Annotated in this window: 20 protein-coding genes; 16 read left to right on the forward strand and 4 right to left on the reverse strand. The window is 72.3% G+C overall.

The genetic code is table 11. The annotated features are described in order from the left end of the window. Positions 1–11: 11 nt before the first annotated feature. From K2F47_RS30810 to K2F47_RS30850, 9 genes are read left to right on the forward strand one after another with little or no spacing between them, the layout of a single operon-like run. Positions 12–1,268: a beta-ketoacyl-[acyl-carrier-protein] synthase family protein gene (locus K2F47_RS30810; protein WP_272497689.1), complete on the forward strand. Its 1,257-nt coding sequence runs from the start codon at positions 12–14 to the stop codon at positions 1,266–1,268. After that, the gene (locus K2F47_RS30815) at positions 1,265–2,494 is read left to right on the forward strand and encodes a ketosynthase chain-length factor (RefSeq protein ID WP_242909387.1); all 1,230 of its coding nucleotides are present in this window, start codon (positions 1,265–1,267) and stop codon (positions 2,492–2,494) included. Before K2F47_RS30810 ends, K2F47_RS30815 begins: the two co-directional genes overlap by 4 nt. Positions 2,495–2,518: 24 nt before the next feature. After that, on the forward strand, positions 2,519–2,776 hold the full coding sequence (locus K2F47_RS30820) for an acyl carrier protein (protein WP_242909389.1): 258 nt from the start codon (positions 2,519–2,521) through the stop codon (positions 2,774–2,776). A gap of 38 nt (positions 2,777–2,814) precedes the next feature. Then, entirely contained in the window at positions 2,815–3,615 is an 801-nt protein-coding gene (gene fabG, locus K2F47_RS30825) for a 3-oxoacyl-ACP reductase FabG (protein WP_242909391.1), read from the forward strand. Positions 3,616–3,647: 32 nt separating this feature from the next. Continuing rightward, entirely contained in the window at positions 3,648–4,595 is a 948-nt protein-coding gene (locus K2F47_RS30830) for an aromatase/cyclase (protein WP_242909393.1), read from the forward strand. A gap of 1 nt (position 4,596) precedes the next feature. After that, positions 4,597–5,754 carry an FAD-dependent monooxygenase gene (locus K2F47_RS30835; RefSeq protein ID WP_242909395.1) on the forward strand — a complete coding sequence of 386 codons (1,158 nt, stop codon included), beginning with the start codon at positions 4,597–4,599 and terminating at the stop codon, positions 5,752–5,754. Continuing rightward, positions 5,754–7,445 (forward strand): NAD(P)/FAD-dependent oxidoreductase, encoded by a 1,692-nt coding sequence (locus K2F47_RS30840; protein WP_242909396.1) that lies wholly within the window; start codon positions 5,754–5,756, stop codon positions 7,443–7,445. The genes K2F47_RS30835 and K2F47_RS30840 overlap by 1 nt, the downstream gene beginning before the upstream one ends. A 46-nt stretch (positions 7,446–7,491) precedes the next feature. Further along, positions 7,492–8,151, forward strand: a complete 660-nt coding sequence (locus tag K2F47_RS30845) for a hemerythrin domain-containing protein (protein ID WP_242909398.1) — start codon at positions 7,492–7,494, stop codon at positions 8,149–8,151. Positions 8,152–8,163: 12 nt separating this feature from the next. Then, complete coding sequence (locus K2F47_RS30850) at positions 8,164–9,453, forward strand: cation:proton antiporter domain-containing protein (RefSeq protein WP_242909399.1); 1,290 nt, start codon at positions 8,164–8,166, stop codon at positions 9,451–9,453. A 48-nt stretch (positions 9,454–9,501) separates the two neighbouring features. Here the strand turns inward: K2F47_RS30850 and K2F47_RS30855 are convergent, their stop codons facing one another. After that, entirely contained in the window at positions 9,502–10,032 is a 531-nt protein-coding gene (locus K2F47_RS30855) for a MarR family winged helix-turn-helix transcriptional regulator (RefSeq protein ID WP_242909400.1), read from the reverse strand. Between the two features lie 103 nt (positions 10,033–10,135). Here K2F47_RS30855 and K2F47_RS30860 point away from each other — a divergent pair, with 103 nt between their 5' ends. From K2F47_RS30860 to K2F47_RS30890, 7 genes are all read left to right on the forward strand, one after another. After that, positions 10,136–11,857, forward strand: coding sequence for an MFS transporter (locus K2F47_RS30860; protein WP_242909401.1), 1,722 nt, complete (start codon positions 10,136–10,138; stop codon positions 11,855–11,857). Beyond that, positions 11,854–12,330, forward strand: coding sequence for a cupin domain-containing protein (locus K2F47_RS30865; protein WP_242909402.1), 477 nt, complete (start codon positions 11,854–11,856; stop codon positions 12,328–12,330). The genes K2F47_RS30860 and K2F47_RS30865 overlap by 4 nt, the downstream gene beginning before the upstream one ends. Beyond that, positions 12,327–12,974 carry a hemerythrin domain-containing protein gene (locus K2F47_RS30870; protein ID WP_242909403.1) on the forward strand — a complete coding sequence of 216 codons (648 nt, stop codon included), beginning with the start codon at positions 12,327–12,329 and terminating at the stop codon, positions 12,972–12,974. Before K2F47_RS30865 ends, K2F47_RS30870 begins: the two co-directional genes overlap by 4 nt. A gap of 63 nt (positions 12,975–13,037) precedes the next feature. Then, complete coding sequence (locus tag K2F47_RS30875) at positions 13,038–13,565, forward strand: flavin reductase family protein (RefSeq protein WP_242909404.1); 528 nt, start codon at positions 13,038–13,040, stop codon at positions 13,563–13,565. A gap of 4 nt (positions 13,566–13,569) precedes the next feature. Continuing rightward, positions 13,570–15,078 carry an FAD-binding oxidoreductase gene (locus tag K2F47_RS30880; RefSeq protein WP_242909405.1) on the forward strand — a complete coding sequence of 503 codons (1,509 nt, stop codon included), beginning with the start codon at positions 13,570–13,572 and terminating at the stop codon, positions 15,076–15,078. A gap of 54 nt (positions 15,079–15,132) precedes the next feature. Beyond that, positions 15,133–15,510 carry a PNPOx family protein gene (locus K2F47_RS30885; protein ID WP_242909406.1) on the forward strand — a complete coding sequence of 126 codons (378 nt, stop codon included), beginning with the start codon at positions 15,133–15,135 and terminating at the stop codon, positions 15,508–15,510. A gap of 26 nt (positions 15,511–15,536) precedes the next feature. After that, positions 15,537–17,309 carry an acetyl/propionyl/methylcrotonyl-CoA carboxylase subunit alpha gene (locus K2F47_RS30890; protein ID WP_242909407.1) on the forward strand — a complete coding sequence of 591 codons (1,773 nt, stop codon included), beginning with the start codon at positions 15,537–15,539 and terminating at the stop codon, positions 17,307–17,309. 2 nt (positions 17,310–17,311) lie between these two features. Here the strand turns inward: K2F47_RS30890 and K2F47_RS30895 are convergent, their stop codons facing one another. The 3 genes from K2F47_RS30895 to K2F47_RS30905 all read right to left on the reverse strand — a co-directional run bounded on the left by K2F47_RS30895 (position 17,312) and on the right by K2F47_RS30905 (position 20,578). Beyond that, positions 17,312–18,172: a helix-turn-helix domain-containing protein gene (locus K2F47_RS30895; protein WP_242909408.1), complete on the reverse strand. Its 861-nt coding sequence runs from the start codon at positions 18,170–18,172 to the stop codon at positions 17,312–17,314. 264 nt (positions 18,173–18,436) lie between these two features. Beyond that, complete coding sequence (locus K2F47_RS30900; RefSeq protein ID WP_242909409.1) at positions 18,437–18,895, reverse strand: MarR family winged helix-turn-helix transcriptional regulator; 459 nt, start codon at positions 18,893–18,895, stop codon at positions 18,437–18,439. A 24-nt stretch (positions 18,896–18,919) separates the two neighbouring features. Further along, positions 18,920–20,578, reverse strand: a complete 1,659-nt coding sequence (locus tag K2F47_RS30905) for an FAD-dependent monooxygenase (protein ID WP_242909410.1) — start codon at positions 20,576–20,578, stop codon at positions 18,920–18,922. Between the last annotated feature and the right edge of the window lie 238 nt (positions 20,579–20,816).

A 20,816-nucleotide genomic window follows, 5' to 3' on the forward strand; every position in this document is an offset into this window, starting at 1 on the left:
GCGACGCCTCGATGAGGCAGCGAGCAGTGATCACGGGAATCGGTGTGACGGCACCGGGCGGCATCGGCGCCAAGGCGTTCTGGAACCTGCTCGCCGAGGGACGCACGGCCACCCGCACGATCAGCTTCTTCGACCCGGCGCCGTTCCGGTCCCGGGTCGCGGCGGAGATCGACTTCGATCCGGGGGCGCACGGCCTCGGGCCGCAGGAGGTCCGCCGGATGGACCGGGGCGCGCAGCTCGCCGTCGTCACCGCCGCCGAGGCGATGGCCGACAGCGGGTTGGAGCGCGATGGCCTCGACCCGCACCGGGTCGGGGTCACGGTCGGGACGGCGGTCGGCGCGACGATGGGCCTCGACCGGGAGTACCGGGTGGTCAGCGACGGCGGCAGGCTCGACCTCGTCGACCACTCCTACGCGGTCCCGCACCTGTACGACTACTTCGTGCCGAGCTCGTTCGCGAAGGAGGTCGCCTGGTCGACCGGGGCGGAGGGCCCGGCGACCGTCGTGTCGACCGGGTGCACGTCCGGGCTGGACGCCGTCGGCCACGCGATCGAGCTGGTCCGCGACGGCGAGGTGGACGTCATGGTCGCGGGGGCGTCCGACGCGCCGATCTCGCCGATCACGGTGGCGTGCTTCGACGCGATCAAGGCGACCACCGCGCGCAACGACGACCCCGAGCACGCGTCGCGGCCGTTCGACGGGTCCCGCAACGGGTTCGTGCTCGGCGAGGGGTCGGCGATGTTCGTCATCGAGAGCCTGGAGCGGGCGCGGCGGCGCGGCGCGCACGTCTACGCCGAGATCGCCGGGTTCGCGACGCGGTGCAACGCCTTCCACATGACGGGCCTGCGCCCGGACGGCCGCGAGATGGCCGAGGCGATCCGGGCGGCGCTGGACGAGGCGCGCACCGACCCGGCCGACGTCGACTATGTGAACGCGCACGGGTCGGGCACCAAGCAGAACGACCGGCACGAGACCGCCGCGTTCAAGCGCAGCCTCGGCGAGCACGCCTACCGGACGCCGGTCAGCTCGATCAAGTCGATGGTCGGGCACTCGCTCGGCGCGATCGGCTCGATCGAGATCGCCGCGTCGGCGCTGGCGATCGAGTACGACCTCGTCCCGCCGACCGCGAACCTGCACACGCCCGACCCCGAGTGCGACCTCGACTACGTCCCGCTCACCGCGCGCGAGCAGCGCACCGACACCGTGCTCACGGTCGGCAGCGGGTTCGGCGGCTTCCAGAGCGCGATGGTGCTGCGGAGCGTCGCATGAGATCGGTGGTGGTGACCGGGACGGGCGTGACCGCGCCGAACGGCCTCGGCAAGGACGACTTCTGGGACGCGACGCGCGCGGGCCGCACCGGCATCGGACCCGTCGGACGGTTCGACGCCACCGGGTACCCGGCGACGCTGGCCGGCGAGGTCCCCGGGTTCGTCGCGGACGACCATCTGCCGAGCCGGCTGATCCCGCAGACCGACCACATGACCCGGCTCGCGCTGGTCGCGGCCGACTGGGCGCTCGCCGACGCGGGCATCGTGCCGTCCGAGTGGCCCGAGTTCGGCATCGGCGTCATGACGGCGAGCTCGTCGGGCGGGTTCGAGTTCGGGCAGGGCGAGCTGAAGAACCTGTGGAGCAAGGGCGGCCAGTACGTCAGCGCGTACCAGTCCTTCGCCTGGTTCTACGCGGTGAACAGCGGCCAGATCTCGATCCGCAACGGGCTGCGCGGGCCCGGCGGCGTCCTCGTGTCCGACCAGGCGGGCGGGCTGGACGCGGTCGCGCAGGCCCGCCGCCAGATCCGCAAGGGCGGCGGCCTGATCCTCGCCGGGGGCGTGGACGGGTCGATCTGCCCGTGGGGGTGGGTGGCGCAGCTCGCGGGCGGGCGGCTCAGCACCGACGCCGACCCGGGGCGGGCCTACCGCCCGTTCGCCGCCGACGCCGCCGGGCACGTCCCCGGCGAGGGCGGCGCCCTGCTGGTGCTGGAGGAGGAGGACGCGGCGCGGGCGCGCGGGGCACGGATCTACGGGCGCGTCGCCGGCTACGGCTCCACCTTCGACCCGCACCCCGACACCGGGCGCGAACCAGGGCTGCGCCGGGCAGCGGAGATCGCGTTACGGGACGCGGCGCTCGCCCCGTCCGGCATCGACGTCGTGTTCGCCGACGCGGCGGCGATCCCCGACCTCGACCGGGTCGAGGCCGAGGCGATCAACGCGCTGTTCGGGCCGGGCGGCGTCCCGGTCACCGCGCCGCAGACCATGACCGGACGCCTCAACTCCGGCGCCGGACCCCTCGCGCTGAGCACCGCGCTCTACGCGATGCGGGATGGGCTGATCCCGCCCACCCTGACCCGCGACCCGTCCCCCGCCTACGGGCTCGACCTCGTCCGCGACGCGCGCGAGGCCGCCGTCGGCACCGCCCTGGTCCTGGCGCGGGGCCAGGGCGGGTTCAACTCGGCGATGGTCCTCACCACCGCCGGGGCGCCCGCCGCCGTACCTGCCTGACCAGGCCGTATGGAAGGAACCACGATGCCCGAATTCACCGTCGAGGACCTCGGCCGCGTGCTGCGCGAAGCCGCCGGCGAGAGCGGGGTGGAGGTCGGCGCCGACGCCCTCGACCTCGACTTCGCCGAGATCGGCTACGACTCCATCGCCCTGCTGGAGGCCGCCGGACGGATCGAGCGGCAGCTCGGCATCCGGCTCGACGACGAGACCGTCGGCGAGGCGACGACGCCGCGCCTGTTCCTGGCGGTCGTCAACCGCCAGGGCTCGGCCGACGCCGCCTGACCCGTCCCCGAACCGCAATGACCCCGAAAGGAACAACGATGCCGACCACCGAGCAGTGCGCCGAGGAGGGCCGCGTCGCCCTCGTCACCGGCGCGACCAGCGGGATCGGGCTCGCCGTCACCCGGCGGCTCGCCGCCGCGGGGTACCGGGTGTACATCTGCGCCCGCACCGCCGAGACCCTGCGGACGACGCTCAAGGAGCTGGCCGAGGAGGGCCTGGCGGTCGACGGGACGCCCTGCGACGTCCGCGACCAGGAGCAGGTCAGGGCGTTCGTCAGCGCGGCCGTCGAGCGGTACGGGCCGGTGCACGTGCTGGTCAACAACGCGGGCCGCAGCGGCGGCGGCGTCACCGCCGAACTGCCCGACGAGCTGTGGCTGGACGTCCTGGACACCAACCTCACCAGCGTCTTCCGCGTCACCCGGGAGGTGCTGACGACCGGCGGGATGCGCGAGCGCGGCCGGGGCCGGATCATCAACATCGCCTCCACCGCGGGCAAGCAGGGCGTGGTGCTCGGCGCGCCGTACTCGGCGTCCAAGCACGGCGTCGTCGGGTTCACCAAGGCCCTCGGCAACGAGCTCGCCCCGCACGGCATCACGGTCAACGCGGTCTGCCCCGGCTACGTCGAGACGCCGATGGCGCAGCGGGTGCGCAGCGGATACGCCGCCGCCTACAGCGTGTCCGAGGACGAGATCCTCACGAGGTTCCAGGCGAAGATCCCGCTCGGCCGCTACTCCACCCCGGACGAGGTCGCCGGCCTCGTCGGCTACCTCGCGACCGACACGGCCGCGTCCATCACCGCGCAGGCGCTCAACGTCTGCGGCGGCCTGGGGAATTTCTGAGACTCGGAACTTCTGAGCAGAGGAGTGGACATATGACTGCCCCATCCGGCCTGCACGAGGTCGAGCACACCGTCACGGTGCGGGCGCCGGCGGCCGAGGTCTACCGGCTCATCGCCGACGTCGGGAACTGGCCGCGGCTGTTCCCGCCGACCGTGCACGTCGAGCGGATCGGCGAGGTGGACGGCGGCGAGCGGATCCAGATCTGGGCGACCGCCAACGGCGAGGCGAAGGGCTGGACGTCGCGGCGCCTGCTGGACCCCGCGGCGCGGCGCATCGGGTTCGCGCAGGAGGTCACGGCGGCGCCGGTCGCGACGATGGGCGGCACCTGGATCGTCGACGAGGTCTCGGGCGAGGAGTGCCTGGTGCGGCTGCTGCACCACTACCGCGCGCTCGACGACGACCCGGACGGCCTGGCCTGGATCGACACCGCCGTCGACCGCAACAGCGACGCCGAACTGGCCGCGCTCAAGGCCAGCGCCGAACTCGGCGGCACCGAGCCCGAGCGGCTGCTGTCCTTCGAGGACTCGCTGCGCGTCGACGGCTCCGCCAAGGACGTGTACGACTTCCTCAACGAGGCCGGGCTGTGGGCCGAGCGGCTCCCGCACGTCGCCCGGGTCGCGCTCACCGAGGACAGGCCGGGCCTCCAGATCCTGGAGATGGACACCCGCACCGCGGACGGCTCGACGCACACGACCAAGTCGGTGCGGGTGTGCTTCCCGCACGAGAAGATCGTCTACAAGCAGGTGACGCTGCCCGCGCTGATGGACCTGCACACCGGCTACTGGCTGCTGGAGGAGGACGGGGACGGCGTCCTCGTCACCTCCCAGCACACGGTCGTGCTGAACACCGGCAGCATCGCGAGGGTGCTCGGCGCGGACGCGGGCGTCCCGGAGGCGGCGCGGTTCGTCCAGGACGCGCTCAGCCGCAACAGCACCGCGACGCTCGGCCACGCCAGGGAATACGCCGAGAGCAGGCGCTGAGGTGGCGGCCGACGCCGCGCGGCAGGTCGTCGTGGTCGGAGCGGGCCCCGCGGGGCTGCTGCTCGCCGGGGCGCTCCGCATCGGCGGGGCCGAGGTGACGGTGCTGGAGCGCCGCACCGAGCGCGCCACCGAGACCCGCGCCACCACGTTGAACGCCCGGACGATGGAGATCTTCGACGAGCTGGGCCTGCTGGACCTGCTCGGCGTCCCGCCCAACGAGCCGATGGGGCACTTCGGCGGGATTCCGCTCGACCTGTCCGGGGTCGACTCCCGCTATCCGGGCCAGTGGAAGGTCCCCCAGACGCGGGTCGAGGAACTGCTGGAGAAATGGGCCGTCGAGCAGGGGGCGCAGGTGCGGCGCGGCGTCGGCGTCCGCTCGGTGCGCGTCCGCTCGAAGTTCGCGGAAGTCGACGGCGAGGGGCTCGACGAGCCGATGCGCGCGGCCTACCTCGTCGGCTGCGACGGCCAGGACAGCACGGTACGGAGCGAGGCGGGGATCGCGTTCCCCGGCACGCCCGCCACCCATGAGCTGCTCGCGGCGGACGTCGCCGGGATCGACATCCCGAACCGGCGGTTCGAGCGGTTCCCGGCGGGGCTGGCCGTCGCGTCCAGGCGGCCGGACGGACTGACCCGCGTGATGGTCCACCGGCACGGCCACCTCGCGCCCCGCCGGATCGGCGCGCCCTCCTTCAGCGAGGTCGCCGCCGCCTGGCGGACGGTGACCGGCGAGGGCATCGGGCACGGCGAGCCCGTCTGGCTGCACGCGTTCGACAACGCCGCGCGGCAGGCCGAGCGGTTCCGGCGCGGCCGGATCCTGCTGGCGGGCGACGCCGCCCACCGGCAGATGCCGGTCGGCGGGCTGCCGATCAACCTCGGCATCCAGGACGCGCACGCGCTCGGCGCGGCCCTGGCCGCCGTCGCCACCGGACGCGGCCCCGAGTCGCTGCTGGACGCCTACCACGACCGGCGGCACGCGGCGGTGCGCAAGGCGCTCAGCACCATGCGCGTCCAGGAGCAGCTGCTGCTCGGCGGCCCCGAGCAGGACCCGCACCGCACCCTGATCGCCGGCCTGATGGCGCACCGGTCGGTCCGGCACGAGCTCGCCGCGTTCGTCAGCGGCCTCGATTCGCAGGAAGAGAACGACGCAGAGGAGAACTGATGTCCAAGACCGTGACGATGAAGAGCCCCGAGAAGAGCGACGGGAAGACCCACCACGTCGACGTGGTGATCCTCGGCTCCGGGCTGGCCGGTTCGGTCACCGCCTCGATCCTCGCGCGCCAGGGCGTCCAGGTCGCGCTGATCGACGCCTCGCAGCACCCCCGCTTCGCGATCGGCGAGTCGATGACCCCGCAGCTGGTCGAGTGGCTGCACATCCTCGCCGAGCGCTACGACGTCCCCGAGATCAAGGGCCTGACCTCGATCACGGCCAGCACCCGCATGATCGGCCCGACGTTCGGCAACAAGGCGCACTTCGGATTCATGCGGCACCACCCGGGCAAGGAGCCCGACCCGCGCGAGTCCACCCAGTTCACGATCCCCAAGATCCTCACCCAGGCGAGCCACATGTTCCGCCAGGACTCCGACTCGTTCATGTTCCACGCCGCCTGCCGGTACGGCAGCGTCACCCGGCAGAACTGGCGCGCCACCGACCTGGACTTCGACGCCGACGGCGTCACGGTCACCGGCAAGAACGGGGAGGTGTTCCGCGCCCGGTACCTGATCGACGCGAGCGGCTTCCGCTCGCCGCTCGCCGAGAAGTTCGGGCTGCGCGAGACGCCCGCCCGGTTCAAGCACCACTCGCGGTCGCTGTTCACGCACTTCGTCGGCGTCCGGCCGTTCGACGAGGTGAGCCGGCACCCGCGTAAGGAGCGCCCGCCGAAATCCTGGCACGAGGGCACGATGCACCACCTCATCGAGCGCGGCTGGTTCTGGATCATCCCGTTCGACAGCTACAAGAAGTCCAAGAACCCGCTGTGCAGCGTCGGCCTCACCATCGATCCGCGCCGCTACCCCAAGCCCGCCGACATGACGCCCGAGGAGGAGTTCGAGTCCTTCCTCGACCAGTATCCGGCGGTCAAGCGGCAGTTCACGGACGCGCACCGGGTCCGCGAGTGGGTCTCGACCGACCGGCTCCAGTACTCCTCGTCCCGGACGATCGGCGACCGCTGGTGCCTGATGTCGCACGCCGCCGGGTTCATCGACCCGCTGTTCTCGCGCGGCCTGTCCAACACCTTCGAGGTCGTGGACGCGCTCGTGCACCGGCTGCTCGGCGCGCTGAAGGACGACGACTTCAGCGAGGAGCGCTTCGCCTACGTCGAGCAGCTCGAACGGGGCCTGCTGCACTTCAACGACGAGCTCGTCAACAGCTCGTTCATCTCGTTCGAGAACTTCGAGCTGTGGAACGCGATGTTCCGGGTCTGGGGCGCGTTCATCACGCCCGGCGTCATGCGGCTCACCCGCGCCCGCATGCTCTACCTCAAGTACGGCAGGGACGAGACCTTCCTCGAACTGGAGGACGCCCCCTACCCCGGCCTGTGGTGGCCCGAGAGCGACAAGTTCAAGAACCTCCTCGAAGGCGCGGCCGAGGCGTGCGAGAAGTACGAGGCCGGCGCGCTGACCGGGAGCGAGGCCGCCGCGATCGTCCACCGGCTCATCCAGACCACCGACATCGTCAACCCCGTGTTCGGCTGGCGGGACCCGGAGCAGCGGCACATCTTCCCCAGCACGTTCATGATCGCGCGGTTCCTGTACTGGGCGTCGGTGCAGGGCCCGCCCGAGATGAAGGAGCTGGGCCGCGAGTTCATGAAGGGCATCCTCAAGAACGGCGTGAAGATGCGGAAGCTGCTCTGACGCCCGACGGTCGACCCGCACCTACACCCCAAACCAAGGGAGAGACATGAAAGCGCCCGACCGTCTGCTGGCGATGAACGCCGCGCACGCGGCCTTCCGCCGCGACCTGGACCGGCTGGCCACCACCGCCGGGCACGCCGACCTCGACGACCCCCGCCGCCGCGCCGCGCTGCTGGCGGGCTGGCGCACGTTCAAGACCCAGATGCGCAAACACCACGAGGGCGAGGACGACCACATCTGGCCGCGCCTGCGCGAGCGGCTCGCCGGCAGCGAGAACGCGCTGTCGGTGCTGGCCGAGATGGACGCCGAGCACGCCCGGCTCGACGTGCTGCTGAAGGCCGTCGACGACGTCCTCGAACCGCCTGGTCAGCGCGGCGCCGGCGGCGGGACGGGGCGGCCCGGGCGGGCGGCGGCCGAGGCCGCCGTCCGCGAGCTGCACGAGGCGCTGTCGGCCCACCTCGCCCACGAGGAGCGGGACGCGCTGCCGCTGATCGCCATGGCCCTCAGCGACGCCGAATGGGACGATGTCATGGACGCGATCCGGGCCTCGGCCGACCTCGCCTTCGTCGCCGAGTACCTGCCGTGGCTGGCCGACGGGGCGACGGGCGAGGAGCTGGAGCGCATCGAGACGATCGTGCCCCCGCCGTTCCGGGCGGTCTACCGCCAGGAGTGGAGACCCGACTACGCCCGGACCGCCCGCTGGTGAGGAAGGCCTCCGATGCTCGATTCCATGGCTCCGCCGGCCGACACCAGGATCGCGGTCATGTTCGCCGGGGTGGCGGTGGTCCTGCTCACCGGGGCCCTGTTCGGCCGGATCGCGAAAACCGTCCGCCAGCCGCTCGTCATCGGCGAGATCACGGCCGGCATCGTGCTCGGCCCGAGTCTCCTCGGCCAATTCCCGGGTAATCCGACCGGAGAACTCTTCCCCCGGGACGTGCGGCCGCTGCTGTCGGCGGTCGCGCAGATCGGCGTGATCCTGTTCATGTTCTCCGTCGGGTGGGAGTTCGAGAAGCGGCTCATCCGCAGGCACCTCACCGCGGCGGCGGGCGTCTCGCTGATGTCGGTCGCGCTGGCCTTCGGGCTCGGCGTGGCCGCCGCCGCGGTGCTGTACCCGCGGCACGACACGGTGGACGGGCACCACGTCTCCGCGCTCGCGTTCTCGGTGTTCCTCGGCGCCGCGATGTCGGTCACCGCCTTCCCGGTACTGGCCCGCATCCTCAGCGACCACCGGATGGCCGGGACGCGGATCGGAACGCTGGCGATGGCCAGCGCCGCCGTCGACGACGTGCTCGCCTGGTGCATGCTCGCCTACGTGTCGGCGCTGGTCACCTCGGACGGCGACCCGACGGAGCTCGGCACGATCGCGCTGCGCTCCGCGATCTACCTCGCGCTGATGTTCCTGGCCGTCCGGCCGCTGCTCGGCAGGCTGGTGGCACGGCTCGCCGGGGCCGCGCAGTGGCGGCCGCTGCTCGCGGTGCTGTGCGCGGGGGCGATGCTGTCGGCCTGGGCGACGACCTGGATCGGCATCCACGCCATCTTCGGGGCGTTCCTGTTCGGGTTCGTCACGCCGCGCGAGCCGGTGGAGCCGCTGGTCGAGCACGTCCGGCGGCCGCTGGAGCACCTCAGCCTGATCCTGCTGCCGGTGTTCTTCATCGTCACCGGCCTCGGCGTCGACATCGGCGGGCTGCACGGCGCGCAGTACCTGGAGCTCGCGCTGATCGTCCTGGTGGCGTGCACCGGCAAGATCGTGGGGGCCGCCGCGCCCGCGCGGCTGGCGGGGATGAGCTGGCGGGAGACCGGGACGCTCGGGCTGCTGATGAACACCCGCGGGCTGACCGAGCTGATCATCCTCAACGCGGCCGTCGGGCTCGGCGTCCTGGACGGCCAGATGTTCACGATGATGGTGCTGATGGCGCTGGCCACGACCGCGCTGGCGGGTCCGCTGCTGCCGCGGGGCGAGTCCCTGCGGCGGCTCCAGGAGCGTCCCGCCGACCTGGTCGCGGCCTAGGCGACCGGCGGGCCCCGCCCGTTCAGCCGGTCCGGTCAGCCGGTCCGGTCAGCCGGTCCGTTCGGCTGATCCGTTCCGGCGGGGGCGGGCCGGGGCCTTCGAGCGCTTGTGCGCCTCGCGGAGCACGGTGACGTGGGCGCGCATGATGCCGGAGACCGTCCGCAGGTAGTCGAGGATGACGTCGCGCTCGGCGGGGCCGAGGGCCAGCCGGAGGCCCTCGTAGGTCTCGTCGAGCGGCTCGAACAGCCGGTACAGCTCGGCGATCTTCTCCGGGACGGGCCGGATCAGCTGCCGGCGGCGGTCCCTCGGGTCGCGCTCGCGGCGGACGAACCCGGCCGCCTCCAGCCGGTCGACGACCCCGGTGATCGCGCCGGTCGTCAGCCCGGTCAGCTCGGCGAGCCGGCCGGAGGTGACCGGCTCGTCCTGGCCGGCCTCGGTGACGTGCCACAGGCAGAACGAGTCGCTCGGGCTCATGCCCATGAGGGCCGCGCCCGCGGAGTTGAGCGCCACCGCCGCGAGTGCGACCTCCTGGGTGGCGGCCATCAGCCGGCGGATGTCCCCGTGCGGGTCCGTCGTCATCCTTGACACCTCAAAACCGGTTTCCTTAGCATCTATATAGTTCAGTAGCTTATCGATTAAGGGCTCGGATGAGCCCCTCAACTAAGGTAACTGGAGGCTCCTCGTGGTCCAGGACGTGCACAGCCGGCCCGACCCGCCGGGCCCTCCCGCCGACTGGGAGGACCTGGACCCCCGGCGGTGGCTCGGCCTCTCGCTCGTACTGGTCGCCGGATTCATGGACCTGCTGGACGCCACGATCGTCAACGTGGCGATCCCCAGCATCCAGCGCGACCTCGACGCCCAGTACGCCTCGATCGAATGGATGGTGTCGGCCTACCTGCTGGCCTTCGCCTCGGTCCTCATCACCGGCGGCCGGCTCGGCGACATCGTCGGCCGCAAACGCGTGTTCCTGATCGGCGTCCTCGGCTTCACGGTCGCGTCCGCCCTGTGCGGTATCGCGCCGACGCCGGCGGTGCTGATCGGCTCGCGGTTCCTCCAGGGCGCCATGGCGGCGCTGATGGTCCCGCAGATCCTCGCCATCATCCACGTCACGTTCCCGCCCGAGGAGCGCGGCAAGGTGTTCGGGCTGTTCGGGGGCATCATCGGCTCCGCCGCGGTGGCCGGGCCGATCCTCGGCGGCGTCCTGGTGGAGGCGAACCTGTGGGACCTGCAATGGCGTCCCATCTTCCTCGTGAACATTCCGGTCGGGCTGATCGTTTCGATCCTGGCATGGCGGGTGCTGCGCGAGTCCAGGTCCCCCACGGCCGCGAAGCTCGACCTGCTCGGCGTCGTGCTGGTCACGGCGGCGGTGCTGCTGGTCATCTACCCGCTGACCGAGGGCCGCGCCAACGGCTGGCCGCTGTGGGGCTACCTGATGATGCTCAGCGCGATCCCCGTGCTCGCGGTGTTCGTCGTCTACGAGCGGCGCCGCACCGCGACGGTCGGCTCCCCGCTGGTGGTGCTGCGCCTGTTCAAGGCCCGCGCCTTCGACGGCGGCCTGCTGGTCTGGCTGCTGTTCCAGGTCGCGCTCGGCGCGTTCTTCTTCGTCTGGACGCTCTACATGCAGTTCGGCCTCGGCTGGACGGCACTGCACGCCGGCCTGACCGCGGTCTCGTTCGCGCTGGGCGCCGCGCCCGCCGCGGGCATCTCCATCCAGGTCCTCACGCCCAAGTTCGGGCGCAAGGTCGTCATGGCCGGGGCGCTGCTCAACGCGGCCGGGTTCGGCGGCTACATCTGGGCGATCCACCACTTCGGCACCGACATCACCTCCTGGGAGATGGTGGCCCCGCTCGTGGTGTCGGGCTTCGGCTTCGGCCTCGTGGTCGCGCCGATCACCGACATCGTCCTGTCCGGGGTCCCGACCCGGGACGCCGGGTCGGCGTCCGGCCTGTTCAACACCACCCAGCAGCTCGGCGCGGCGCTCGGCATCGCGCTCGTCGGCGTGCTCATGTTCCACCTGATCGCCCAGGAGGCGGACGGCAGCGTCGACAAGGTCGAGCCGAGGCTGCGGGCCGACCTGGCGGCCGTCCAGATCACCGGGCGCAACCAGGACGACCTGATCCAGGGCTTCCGCACCTGCGTGACCGACCGGGCGAACGCCACCGACCCGAGCGCCACGCCGGAAAGCTGCCGGCGGCCGGTCATGGGCGCGCCGAACCCGCAGGCCGCCCGGCAGGTCGCCAAGATTCTCACCGACAACGGCACGGAGGCCAACGCCAAGGACTTCTCCAGCTCGTTCTCGATGGGGCTCTGGTACCTGATCGGCGCGCTGGTCATCTGCTTCCTCGGGATGTTCACGCTGCCGCGCCGCGCGACCTACGACTCGACCCTGGCGGACATCGAATGATGACCAGACCACTGCACCTGGACGACGTCACCCCCGTCCGCTGGGGCGGGCAGGAGGCCGCGCGGTTCCTGCTGCGCGGCACCGAGACCGCCGGGCGGTTCTCCCTCTACGAGGTCAGCCTCCCGGCGAACGAGGGGTCGATCGTCCACACGCACGAGCACATGGACGAGACGTTCTTCGTCCTCGAAGGCCAGATCACCGTCCGGCTGGGCGACGAGGAGTTCGTCCTGCGCCCGGGCACGGTGCTGTTCTGCCCGCGCGCGATCCCGCACGCGTTCCGCAACAGCGGGACGACGACCAGCAAGATCCTCTGCGTCACCACCCCGGGGGGCATCGAAGACTTCTTCGAGGAGCTCTCCGACCTGATGTCGGGCGCGGCGCCGCCCGAGTGGCCGCGGATGCGCGAGCTCGCGGCCCGCCACGGCATCATCGCCCACCCACCCGCGACATCCTCACCTGGGGAGAGGACATGACCACTCACAGCGTCAGTTCCCGGTACGTCGACAACGAGCGGCTCATCGCGCTCAACGCCTCCCACGCGGCCTTCCGGCGCGACCTGGCCAAGATGGCGCGCGTGGCCACGGTCGCCAACTTTCGCGATCCGGCGCACCGCAGGTCGATCCTCAACGGGTGGGCCGTCTTCAAGAACCAGCTGGAGCAGCACCACTCGCACGAGGACAGGTTCCTCTGGCCGAGCCTGCGGCGGAACATGGCGGGCAGCGACGCGGCGATGTCCGTCCTGGACGACATGGACGCCGAGCACGCGATCATCGACCCGCTGCTGCGCTCGGTCGACTACGCCTTCGACCACCACGACACCGCCGACCTGCCCGGCGTGCTGGACGAGCTGAACACCAAGGTCAGCCACCACCTCACCCACGAGGAGCAGGACGCGATCCCGATGATCGTCGAGGCGATCCCCGAGAAGGAGTGGAAGAAGATCGTCTCGGGCATCACGCGGGCGTCGATGTCGGGCGCGCCGGAGTTCATGCCGTGGGTCACCGAGGGCGCGACCGACGGCGAGGTCAAGCGGGTGCTGAGCATGCTGCCCCCGCCCGCGCGCCTGATCTACCGGCGCGTCTGGGTGCCCCGCTACCGCAAGGTCAGCCGCTGGTAGTCCGCCCGCTCCGCCCTAACGATCCTCGGTCCGGCACGTCCGGGCCGGGGATCGTTTCCGTCCATGGAGGTTGATGTGTCCGTGATCGACCCGAAGACCCTGCGGAACGTCTGCGGGCTGTTCGTCACCGGCGTCACCGTCATCACCACCGAGGAGCAGGGGAAGCCGACCGGCACCACGGTCAACTCCTTCACCTCGGTCTCCCTCGATCCCCCGCTCGTCCTGTTCTGCCTGCACAAGGATTCGCGGCTCACGCCCGCGCTGGCGCGCTCGCGCCGGTTCGGCGTGAACTTCCTCGCCGGCCGGCAGGAGCGCCTCGCGTGGGCGTTCGCCGGCCGCGATCCCGACGCGCTGGCGTCGGCCGTCCACCACACCACCGAGACCGGCGTGCCGGTGCTCGGCGAGGCGCTGGCGTTCCTCGCCTGCCGGGTGGTGAACGAGTACGACGGCGGCGACCACACCATCTATCTCGGGGAGGTCGCCGAACTCGGCGGCTCCCGCCACGGCGCGGAGCCGCTGGTCTTCTTCCGGGGCTCCATGGGGGTCCTGGAGGAGCAGCTGCTCGGCATCCACCCCATCCTGGACGGGTGAGACCATGACGGTCAGTCGCAGAACCTTCCTCGGCGCCGGAGCGGGCGCCCTCGCGTCGCCCCTCGTGGTGGGCTCACCGAGCCCGGCCCGGGCGCGGACCACGCCGTGGGACGCGCTCGCCTCCCGGTTGCGCGGTACCCTCGTCCGGCCCGGCGACGCGGCCTACGAGCAGGCCAAACAGCTCGACCTCGGGCAGTTCGACGCGGCGCGCCCGGAGGCGGTCGCCTACTGCGCGAGCCCGGTCGACGTGTCGCTGTGCCTGCGCTTCGCGCAGGACCACGGCGTCGTGCCGACCCCGCGCAGCGGCGGCCACAGCCTCGGCGGGTACTCCACGTCCCAGGGCCTGATCGTGGACGTCTCGCGGCTCGACGCCGTCGCCCCGGGGGACGGCACGGTCCGGTTCGGCGCGGGCGCGCAGAACATCGACCTGCTCACCGGGCTCGCCCCGCACGGGCGGGCGGTCGTCGGCGGCGCGCACGCGACGGTCGCGGCGGGCGGGTTCGTCCAGGGCGGCGGGGTCGGCTTCCTGACCCGGCGGCTCGGCATGGCCTGCGACGCGCTGACCTCGGCCGAGGTCGTGCTCGCCGACGGGCGCGCCGTCACCGCGTCCCGGCGGCGGCATCCCGATCTGTTCTGGGCGCTGCGCGGCGGCGGTGGCGGCAACTTCGGCGTGGTCACCTCCTACACCGCGACCACCGCGGAGGTCGAGACGGTCGCGGCGGCCGCCCTCGCGTGGCGCTTCGACGACGCCGCCGACCTGCTCGACGGCTACACCCGCTGGCTGGTGGACGCGCCGCACTCGATCGGCGGCATCGTCCTCGTGTTCCTGCCGGACGCGGCGCCCGGCACCCCACCGGTCGTGGCGCAGCAGTTCGTCGGCACGGACGGCCCCGAGCGGCTCACCGCCGAGGTGAACCGGATGCTGTCGCTCGTCGGCAAGGCCCCGCTGTCGACCCGCGTGGACGTGCTGCCGTACCGAGACCTGATGATGAACGTCTACGGCTGCGCGAGCTACACCACCGACCAGTGCCGCCGCGTCGGCAGCCGGCCGGACGCCCGGCTGCCGCGCACGCCGTTCGGCCTGGCCCGCAGCCGCCTGTTCGAGGGGCCCGTCCCGCGCGCCGCCTGGGACGAGGCGCTCGCCGTGTTCGACACCGCGCGCGTCCCCGGGCAGCGCCACCAGATGGAGGTGCTCGCGCTCGGCGGCGCCGCGAACGCCCCGGGACGGACCGACACGGCCTACGTCCACCGCGACAGCCTCTTCAACATCCAGTACGTGGCGCCCGTGTTCCGGCCCACCGACGAGGGACGCGCCGCCGCCCGCGCCTGGGTGGACGCCGGATTCCAGGCGATCGACCCCTACTCCGGCCGCGAGTCCTACCAGAACTTCATCGACCCGGCCCTGCCCGGCTGGCAGCGCGCCTACTACGCCGAGAACCACCCGCGGCTGCGCCGGATCAAGCACGCCTACGACCCGCACGGCGTGTTCCGCTTCGCCCAGGGCATCCGCTGACCCCGGCGCCTGGACAACGCCCCGTACCCCCGGACTGATGAGAGGTATCCCCCCATGTCGATCCAACGACGGCTCGCGAGATTCAACAAGATCGTCGCCAACCGCGTCATCGGCCGTCCGATGGCGCGCATGCCCGGGTTCGGCGCGCTGTTCCACACCGGCCGCAGGTCCGGACGGCTCTACCGCATCCCGGTCAAGGTGTTCCGGCGCGGCGGCGTCTACGTGCTGCCGATGCCGTACGGGCCCGACTGCGACTGGGCGCGCAACGTCCTCGCCGCGGGCGGCTGCGAGCTGCGCACGAGCGGGCGGCGGGTGAAGCTCGCCGACCCGCAGGTGATCGTCGACAAGCGGCAGCACGACATCCCGGCCCATATCCGGTTCGTCCTGCTGCGGCTTGGCATCACCCACTTCATGGTGCTCAACCCCGTCTGAGGAAGCCTTCGCCGAGAGGAGATGCCGTGCGCAGGATACTGATCGCCAACCGCGGCGAGATCGCGGTCCGCATCGCCCGCGCCTGCCGCGACGCCGGGCTGACCAGTGTGGCCGTCTACGCCGAGCCCGACCTGGACGCGCTGCACGTCCAGGTCGCCGACGAGGCGTACGCGCTGGGCGGCGCGACCGCGGCGGACTCCTACCTGGACATCGGCGGGGTCCTCGAAGCGGCGAAGCGGGCGGGCGCGGACGCCGTCCATCCCGGCTACGGGTTCCTGGCCGAGAACGCCTGCTTCGCGCGGGCGGTCCAGGACTCGGGGCTGACGTGGATCGGCCCGCCCCCGGAAGCGATCAACGCGCTCGGCGACAAGGTCAGGGCGCGCCGCCTCGCGCAGGAGGTCGGCGCGCCGCTGGTCGCGGGGACGGACGGGCCGGTGTCCGGCGCCGGGGAGGTCGAGGCGTTCGCCCGCGCGCACGGGCTGCCGGTCGCGATCAAGGCGGCCTACGGCGGCGGCGGGCGCGGTCTGAAGGTCGCGCGGACGATGGACGAGGTCGCCGAGCTGTACGAGTCGGCCGTCCGTGAGGCCGTCGCCGCGTTCGGCCGCGGCGACTGCTTCGTCGAGCGCTACCTCGACCGGCCGCGCCACGTCGAGACGCAGTGCGTGGCGGACGCGCACGGCAACGTGGTCGTCGCGTCCACCCGCGACTGCTCGCTGCAACGCCGCCACCAGAAGCTCGTCGAGGAGGCCCCCGCGCCGTTCCTCACCGCCGAGCAGGACGCGCTGCTGCGCGAATCGTCGAAGGCGCTGCTGCGCGCGGCCGGGTATGTGGGCGTCGGGACCTGCGAGTTCCTCGTGGCGCAGGACGGCACGATCTCGTTCCTGGAGGTCAACACCCGGTTGCAGGTCGAGCACCCGGTGACCGAGGAGGTCGCGGGCCTCGACCTCGTCCGGGAGATGTTCCGCGTCGCGGCCGGGGAGCCGCTCGGCTACGACGACCCGCCGGCGCGCGGCCACTCGATCGAGTTCCGGATCAACGCCGAGGACGCGGGCCGGGGATTCCTGCCCGCCGCCGGGACGCTCGCGCGGTGGGAGCCGCCGTCGGGGCCGGGCGTCCGGCTGGACTCGGGGTACACGTGCGGGCAGACCGTTCCGCAGGTGTTCGACTCACTGATCGCGAAGCTGGTCGTCACCGGCGCCACCCGCCGCCAGGCGGTCGAGCGCGCCCGCCGCGCGCTGGCCGAGTTCGCCGTCGAGGGCATGCCGACCGTGCTGCCGTTCCACCGGGCGGTGCTGGACGACCCGGCGTTCGTCCCGTCCGACGACGAGGCGCCGTTCACCGTCCACACCCGGTGGATCGAGACCAAGTTCGACAACCGGATCCCGCCGTGGGAGCCGGACGCGGCGCCCGACCCGGACACCGGTGAGCGCGAGCGGGAGCGGATGACCGTCGAGGTCGACGGCAGGCGCGTCGAGCTGGTGTTCCCGCCCGGGTTCGGCGCCCCGGCGCCGGGCGTCCCGGCGCTCAACGCCGCTGCCCCGGTGCGGCGGCGGCCCGGGAGGGAGCGCGGCGCCCGGACGTCCGGCGACGCGCTCGTCTCCCCCATGCAGGGCACGATCGCCAAGATCGTCGCGGGGGACGGCGCGACCGTCGCGGCGGGCGACACCGTCCTGGTGCTGGAGGCCATGAAGATGGAGCAGCCCCTCGCCGCGCACAAGGCCGGGACGGTGACGTCGCTGTCCGCCGAGGTCGGCCAGACCGTGACGTCGGGGGCCGTGCTCTGCACGATCGAGGGCTGAACTCAGCTCGGGCGCTCGGCGGCGTGGTCGGGGGTGTCGGCGCTCCAGCTCGTCAGGAAGTTGAGCGCCTCCGCCGACGCCGTCCCGGCCTCGGCGGTGTAGGTGACGAGCACCTGGTCGGGGTCGCCCGGCAGCTTCAGCGTCTCGAAGTCGAGCACGAGGTCGCCCGCGACCGGGTGCCGCAGGTGCTTGCGGCCGTGCGCCTTGTCGTGCACGTCGTGGTTCGCCCACCAGTGCCGGAAGTCCGCGCTCTTCACCGACAGCTCGCCGACCAGCGCGGCCAGCTCCGGGTCGTTCGGATGGTTGCCCGCTTGCAGGCGCAGGTAGGACACGGTCTCGCGGGCCTTGACCGTCCAGTCGTCGAACAGGTCGCGGATCTCCTGCTCCAGGAAGATCATGCGGCCCCAGTTGCGCAGCGCGGGCGGCCGCGCGGCGAAGTCGGTGAACAGCACGCACGCGAGCCGGTTCCAGGCGAGCACGTCCACCCGCCGCCCCACCACGTACGCGGGGACGTTCACGCTCATGTCGAGCAGCCGCTGCAACCCCGGCCGCACCCGCTCCGGCCGGGGCGGCCGCCGCCGCGCCGGCACGGGCTTGGCGATGTTGCGCAGGTAGGCCTGCTCGTCCTCGTTCAGCCGCAGCGCCTGCGCGACGGCGTCGAGCACGGCGGCCGAGGCGTTGCGGGCCCGGCCCTGTTCGAGCCGGACGTAGTAGTCCACGCTGACGCCCGCGAGCTGCGCCAGCTCCTCCCTGCGCAGGCCGGGCACCCGCCGTTTGCCGAGGGCCGGCAGCCCGACGTCCTCCGGGCTCAGGCGGGCGCGCCTGGACCTCAGGAACTCCCCGAGTTCGGTTCGCTGGTCCATGGTTCCAGTGTCACCCCTTTCCCCTTCTGGTGCCTGTGCCTGGTAGACCTAGGTAACAGAGTCCTAGGGACGTCAGGACACTGGGCAGCATCCCGCCTAAGGAGCATGATTCGAGCATGCACCGGCGGGATGATGATGAACGGCACCGATCCCGGCGGTGCCCCCCGCGCCGGAACGGGCGACGCAGACGCTGTGCGGGGTGTCGGCCTCTCCCCGGCATCCCGCACAGCCTTTTCATCGGTACAACCTGTCCTTTCGTACCGCTCAGCGCGCCTTCTTCGGGGCGTCGACCGCCGCCGTCAGCACGCCCGAGCAGCGGCCTAGGTACTCGATCAGCTGATCCGCCTCCCTGGGCTCGAACTCCGCGCTCAACCTCGACTCGATCGTGACCGCGGCGGCGTCCGCCTCGGCCAGCAACGATCTCGCCTTCCTCGTCAACCGGACCTCAAGGATGTGGCTGTGGATCGGGTGCGGCGTCCGCTCCACCAGCCTCCGTGATTCGAGCGTCGCGAGGACGGACGACATCGTCTGCGGTGTGACCAGGCAACGTCGTGCCAGCGCCGCCCCGGACAGGCCGGGCTCGTGGGAGAGGACGAGAAGCACCGTGTACTGCGGGACGTTCAGTCCGAACGGCCGCAGGGCCACGGTCTTCGCGGCGATGAGCTCCTGCTCGACCCGTTTCAGATGATGGCCGAGCCGCTGCTCGATCGGAAGTGCACTCATTGTGCCATCATAGACCAGATACTATTAAGGTGTCTGATTCCATTTCGAGGGTTGACCACTATCAGCCGTGGTAGTCGCCCCGGACGTGACCGCGGCCGGGGCCGCCGCTCCGAGCGTCGCACGCAGTTCCTCCCTCAGCCGGTCGAGGTCCCCGTCGTGGCCGTGCGCCGCGAGATGCCCGTCCGGCCGGACGAGGTGGTAGGACGGCCGCGCGCACGCCCACCCCCGCGCTCCCGGCGTCTCGGTGACGCGCACCTGCGGCCACCCCGCCACGGCCTCCTCCAGCGCGCCGCGCCACGTCTCGTCGCCGCGCGCGGTCGCGACCAGCGTCCACCCCGGGGCGGTCTCGCTCGCGCCCTCGCGCGGGAACACTCCCCCGATGCGCAGGCCCCCGCCCGGCAGGCGGCCGCGCGACAGGCGGCAGCCGGTCCGGTCGGCGGGCTCCTGGGTCTCGCGCGCCTGCGGGTAGGCGAGCCGGCGCCCGGCCATCACCGGGACGTAGTGCCGCGCCATCACCCCCGACCGGTCGAGCAGGCGGAACGCCGCGTCGCGGGCGGCGACCTGGAGCGGGTGCTTGAGCATCCACCCGCGCGTCTGGATGTCGGTCTCCCGGACGACGCGCCGCGCGACCGCCTTGCGCTCGGGCTCGTAGCTCGCGAGCAGCTCCCCCGGAGCCTCTTCACGCAGCACCGCCGCGATCTTCCACGCGAGGTTGTGCGCGTCCTGGAGCCCGGTGTTGAGCCCCTGCCCGCCCGCCGGGCTGTGCACGTGCGCGGCGTCGCCCGCGAGGAACACGCGGCCGAGCTGGAAGTCGGTCGCGTGCCGCCGGTGCACGCGGAAGACCGCCTCCCACACCGGATCGACCAGCCGCACGCCCCGCGGTCCCTGCTCGTCGACGACGCGTTGCAGCAGCGGCACGCTGACCTGCTGCCCCGGCGGCAGGCTGGTGAAGAACCGGTACACGCCCTTCGGCAGCGCGACGACGACCAGCGCCCCGGCGGGCGACTGGTAGTACAGCGCGCGGTCCGGCGGCAGCTCCCCCTCGATGTGCGCGTCGACCAGCGCGAACGCGGTCTCGTAGGTGGCGCCGGTGAAGGCGGTGCCGAGCTGCGCCCGGACGGCGCTGCCCGCGCCGTCCGCGCCGATGACGAACCGGTGCCGGGCGCGCTCGACCCGCCCGTCCCCGGAGTGTTCGAGGATCGAGGTCACCGAGCCGCCCTCGGCGATGCGGCCCGAGTAGTCGAGGCCGTCGAAGGCGAGCAGCCGCACGCCGCGCTCGATCGTCCCGCCGAGCGCGTGCAGGGCGCCGGTCAGCACCCGCTCGGTCTCGCTCTGCGGAAGGCAGAGCGGGGCGAGCGCGGGCGGGAAGTCGAACGTCGCAAGCGGCCGTCCGGCGGAGTAGTAGTCGAAGGCGTTGATCAGCAGGCCCGCCTCGTGGGCGGCGTCGAGCGCGCCGAGATCCTCCAGGAGGTCCAGGCTGCGCGGCCACAGCAGCAGCGCCTTCGGAAAGGGCGAGGGGGCGGGCGCCCGGTCGATCAGCCGCACACCGACGCCGCGCCGCAGCAGTTCGCAGGCGGCCATCAGCCCGGTCGGCCCCGCGCCGACGATCAGCACCTCCCCCGGCTCCTCCGCCGGTTCGGCACCGCCGCCCGCGGCAGTGGTGGGTTTCGTGTCGGAACTCAAGAGGTCAAACCTCCCCGTACGGTCCGTCTTCCCGATGTCCGGAACTTTATCGGCATTCGGTGCCAGATAGCCATAAGACATCGAATGTAGCAATCGGTCCGGCGGCGCCGCTCCCGGAAGGGTGGTCACGCCAGACCTAGGTAACCCGGACCCAGGAAAGACAGAACCCTGGGCACCCGCCGCCGCTCCCCACACGATGGAGAAGACCGGGCACCATCGCGCCGAGGGGGAGGCAGGC

Origin of the sequence: Actinomadura terrae, from assembly GCF_022751215.1 — a bacterium.
GTDB classification, from domain to species: Bacteria; Actinomycetota; Actinomycetes; order Streptosporangiales; family Streptosporangiaceae; genus Spirillospora; species Spirillospora terrae.

Bases quoted from the DNA above. Each gene is read 5' to 3' on its own strand.
- K2F47_RS30810 (WP_272497689.1), top strand. From the start codon at position 12: ATGAGGCAGCGAGCAGTGATCACGGGAATCGGTGTGACGGCACCGGGC.
- K2F47_RS30815 (WP_242909387.1), top strand. From the start codon at position 1,265: ATGAGATCGGTGGTGGTGACCGGGACGGGCGTGACCGCGCCGAACGGC.
- K2F47_RS30820 (WP_242909389.1), top strand. From the start codon at position 2,519: ATGCCCGAATTCACCGTCGAGGACCTCGGCCGCGTGCTGCGCGAAGCC.
- fabG (WP_242909391.1), top strand. From the start codon at position 2,815: ATGCCGACCACCGAGCAGTGCGCCGAGGAGGGCCGCGTCGCCCTCGTC.
- K2F47_RS30830 (WP_242909393.1), top strand. From the start codon at position 3,648: ATGACTGCCCCATCCGGCCTGCACGAGGTCGAGCACACCGTCACGGTG.
- K2F47_RS30840 (WP_242909396.1), top strand. From the start codon at position 5,754: ATGTCCAAGACCGTGACGATGAAGAGCCCCGAGAAGAGCGACGGGAAG.
- K2F47_RS30845 (WP_242909398.1), top strand. From the start codon at position 7,492: ATGAAAGCGCCCGACCGTCTGCTGGCGATGAACGCCGCGCACGCGGCC.
- K2F47_RS30850 (WP_242909399.1), top strand. From the start codon at position 8,164: ATGCTCGATTCCATGGCTCCGCCGGCCGACACCAGGATCGCGGTCATG.
- K2F47_RS30855 (WP_242909400.1), bottom strand. From the start codon at position 10,032: ATGACGACGGACCCGCACGGGGACATCCGCCGGCTGATGGCCGCCACC.
- K2F47_RS30865 (WP_242909402.1), top strand. From the start codon at position 11,854: ATGATGACCAGACCACTGCACCTGGACGACGTCACCCCCGTCCGCTGG.
- K2F47_RS30870 (WP_242909403.1), top strand. From the start codon at position 12,327: ATGACCACTCACAGCGTCAGTTCCCGGTACGTCGACAACGAGCGGCTC.
- K2F47_RS30875 (WP_242909404.1), top strand. From the start codon at position 13,038: ATGGAGGTTGATGTGTCCGTGATCGACCCGAAGACCCTGCGGAACGTC.
- K2F47_RS30880 (WP_242909405.1), top strand. From the start codon at position 13,570: ATGACGGTCAGTCGCAGAACCTTCCTCGGCGCCGGAGCGGGCGCCCTC.
- K2F47_RS30885 (WP_242909406.1), top strand. From the start codon at position 15,133: ATGTCGATCCAACGACGGCTCGCGAGATTCAACAAGATCGTCGCCAAC.
- K2F47_RS30895 (WP_242909408.1), bottom strand. From the start codon at position 18,172: ATGGACCAGCGAACCGAACTCGGGGAGTTCCTGAGGTCCAGGCGCGCC.
- K2F47_RS30900 (WP_242909409.1), bottom strand. From the start codon at position 18,895: ATGAGTGCACTTCCGATCGAGCAGCGGCTCGGCCATCATCTGAAACGG.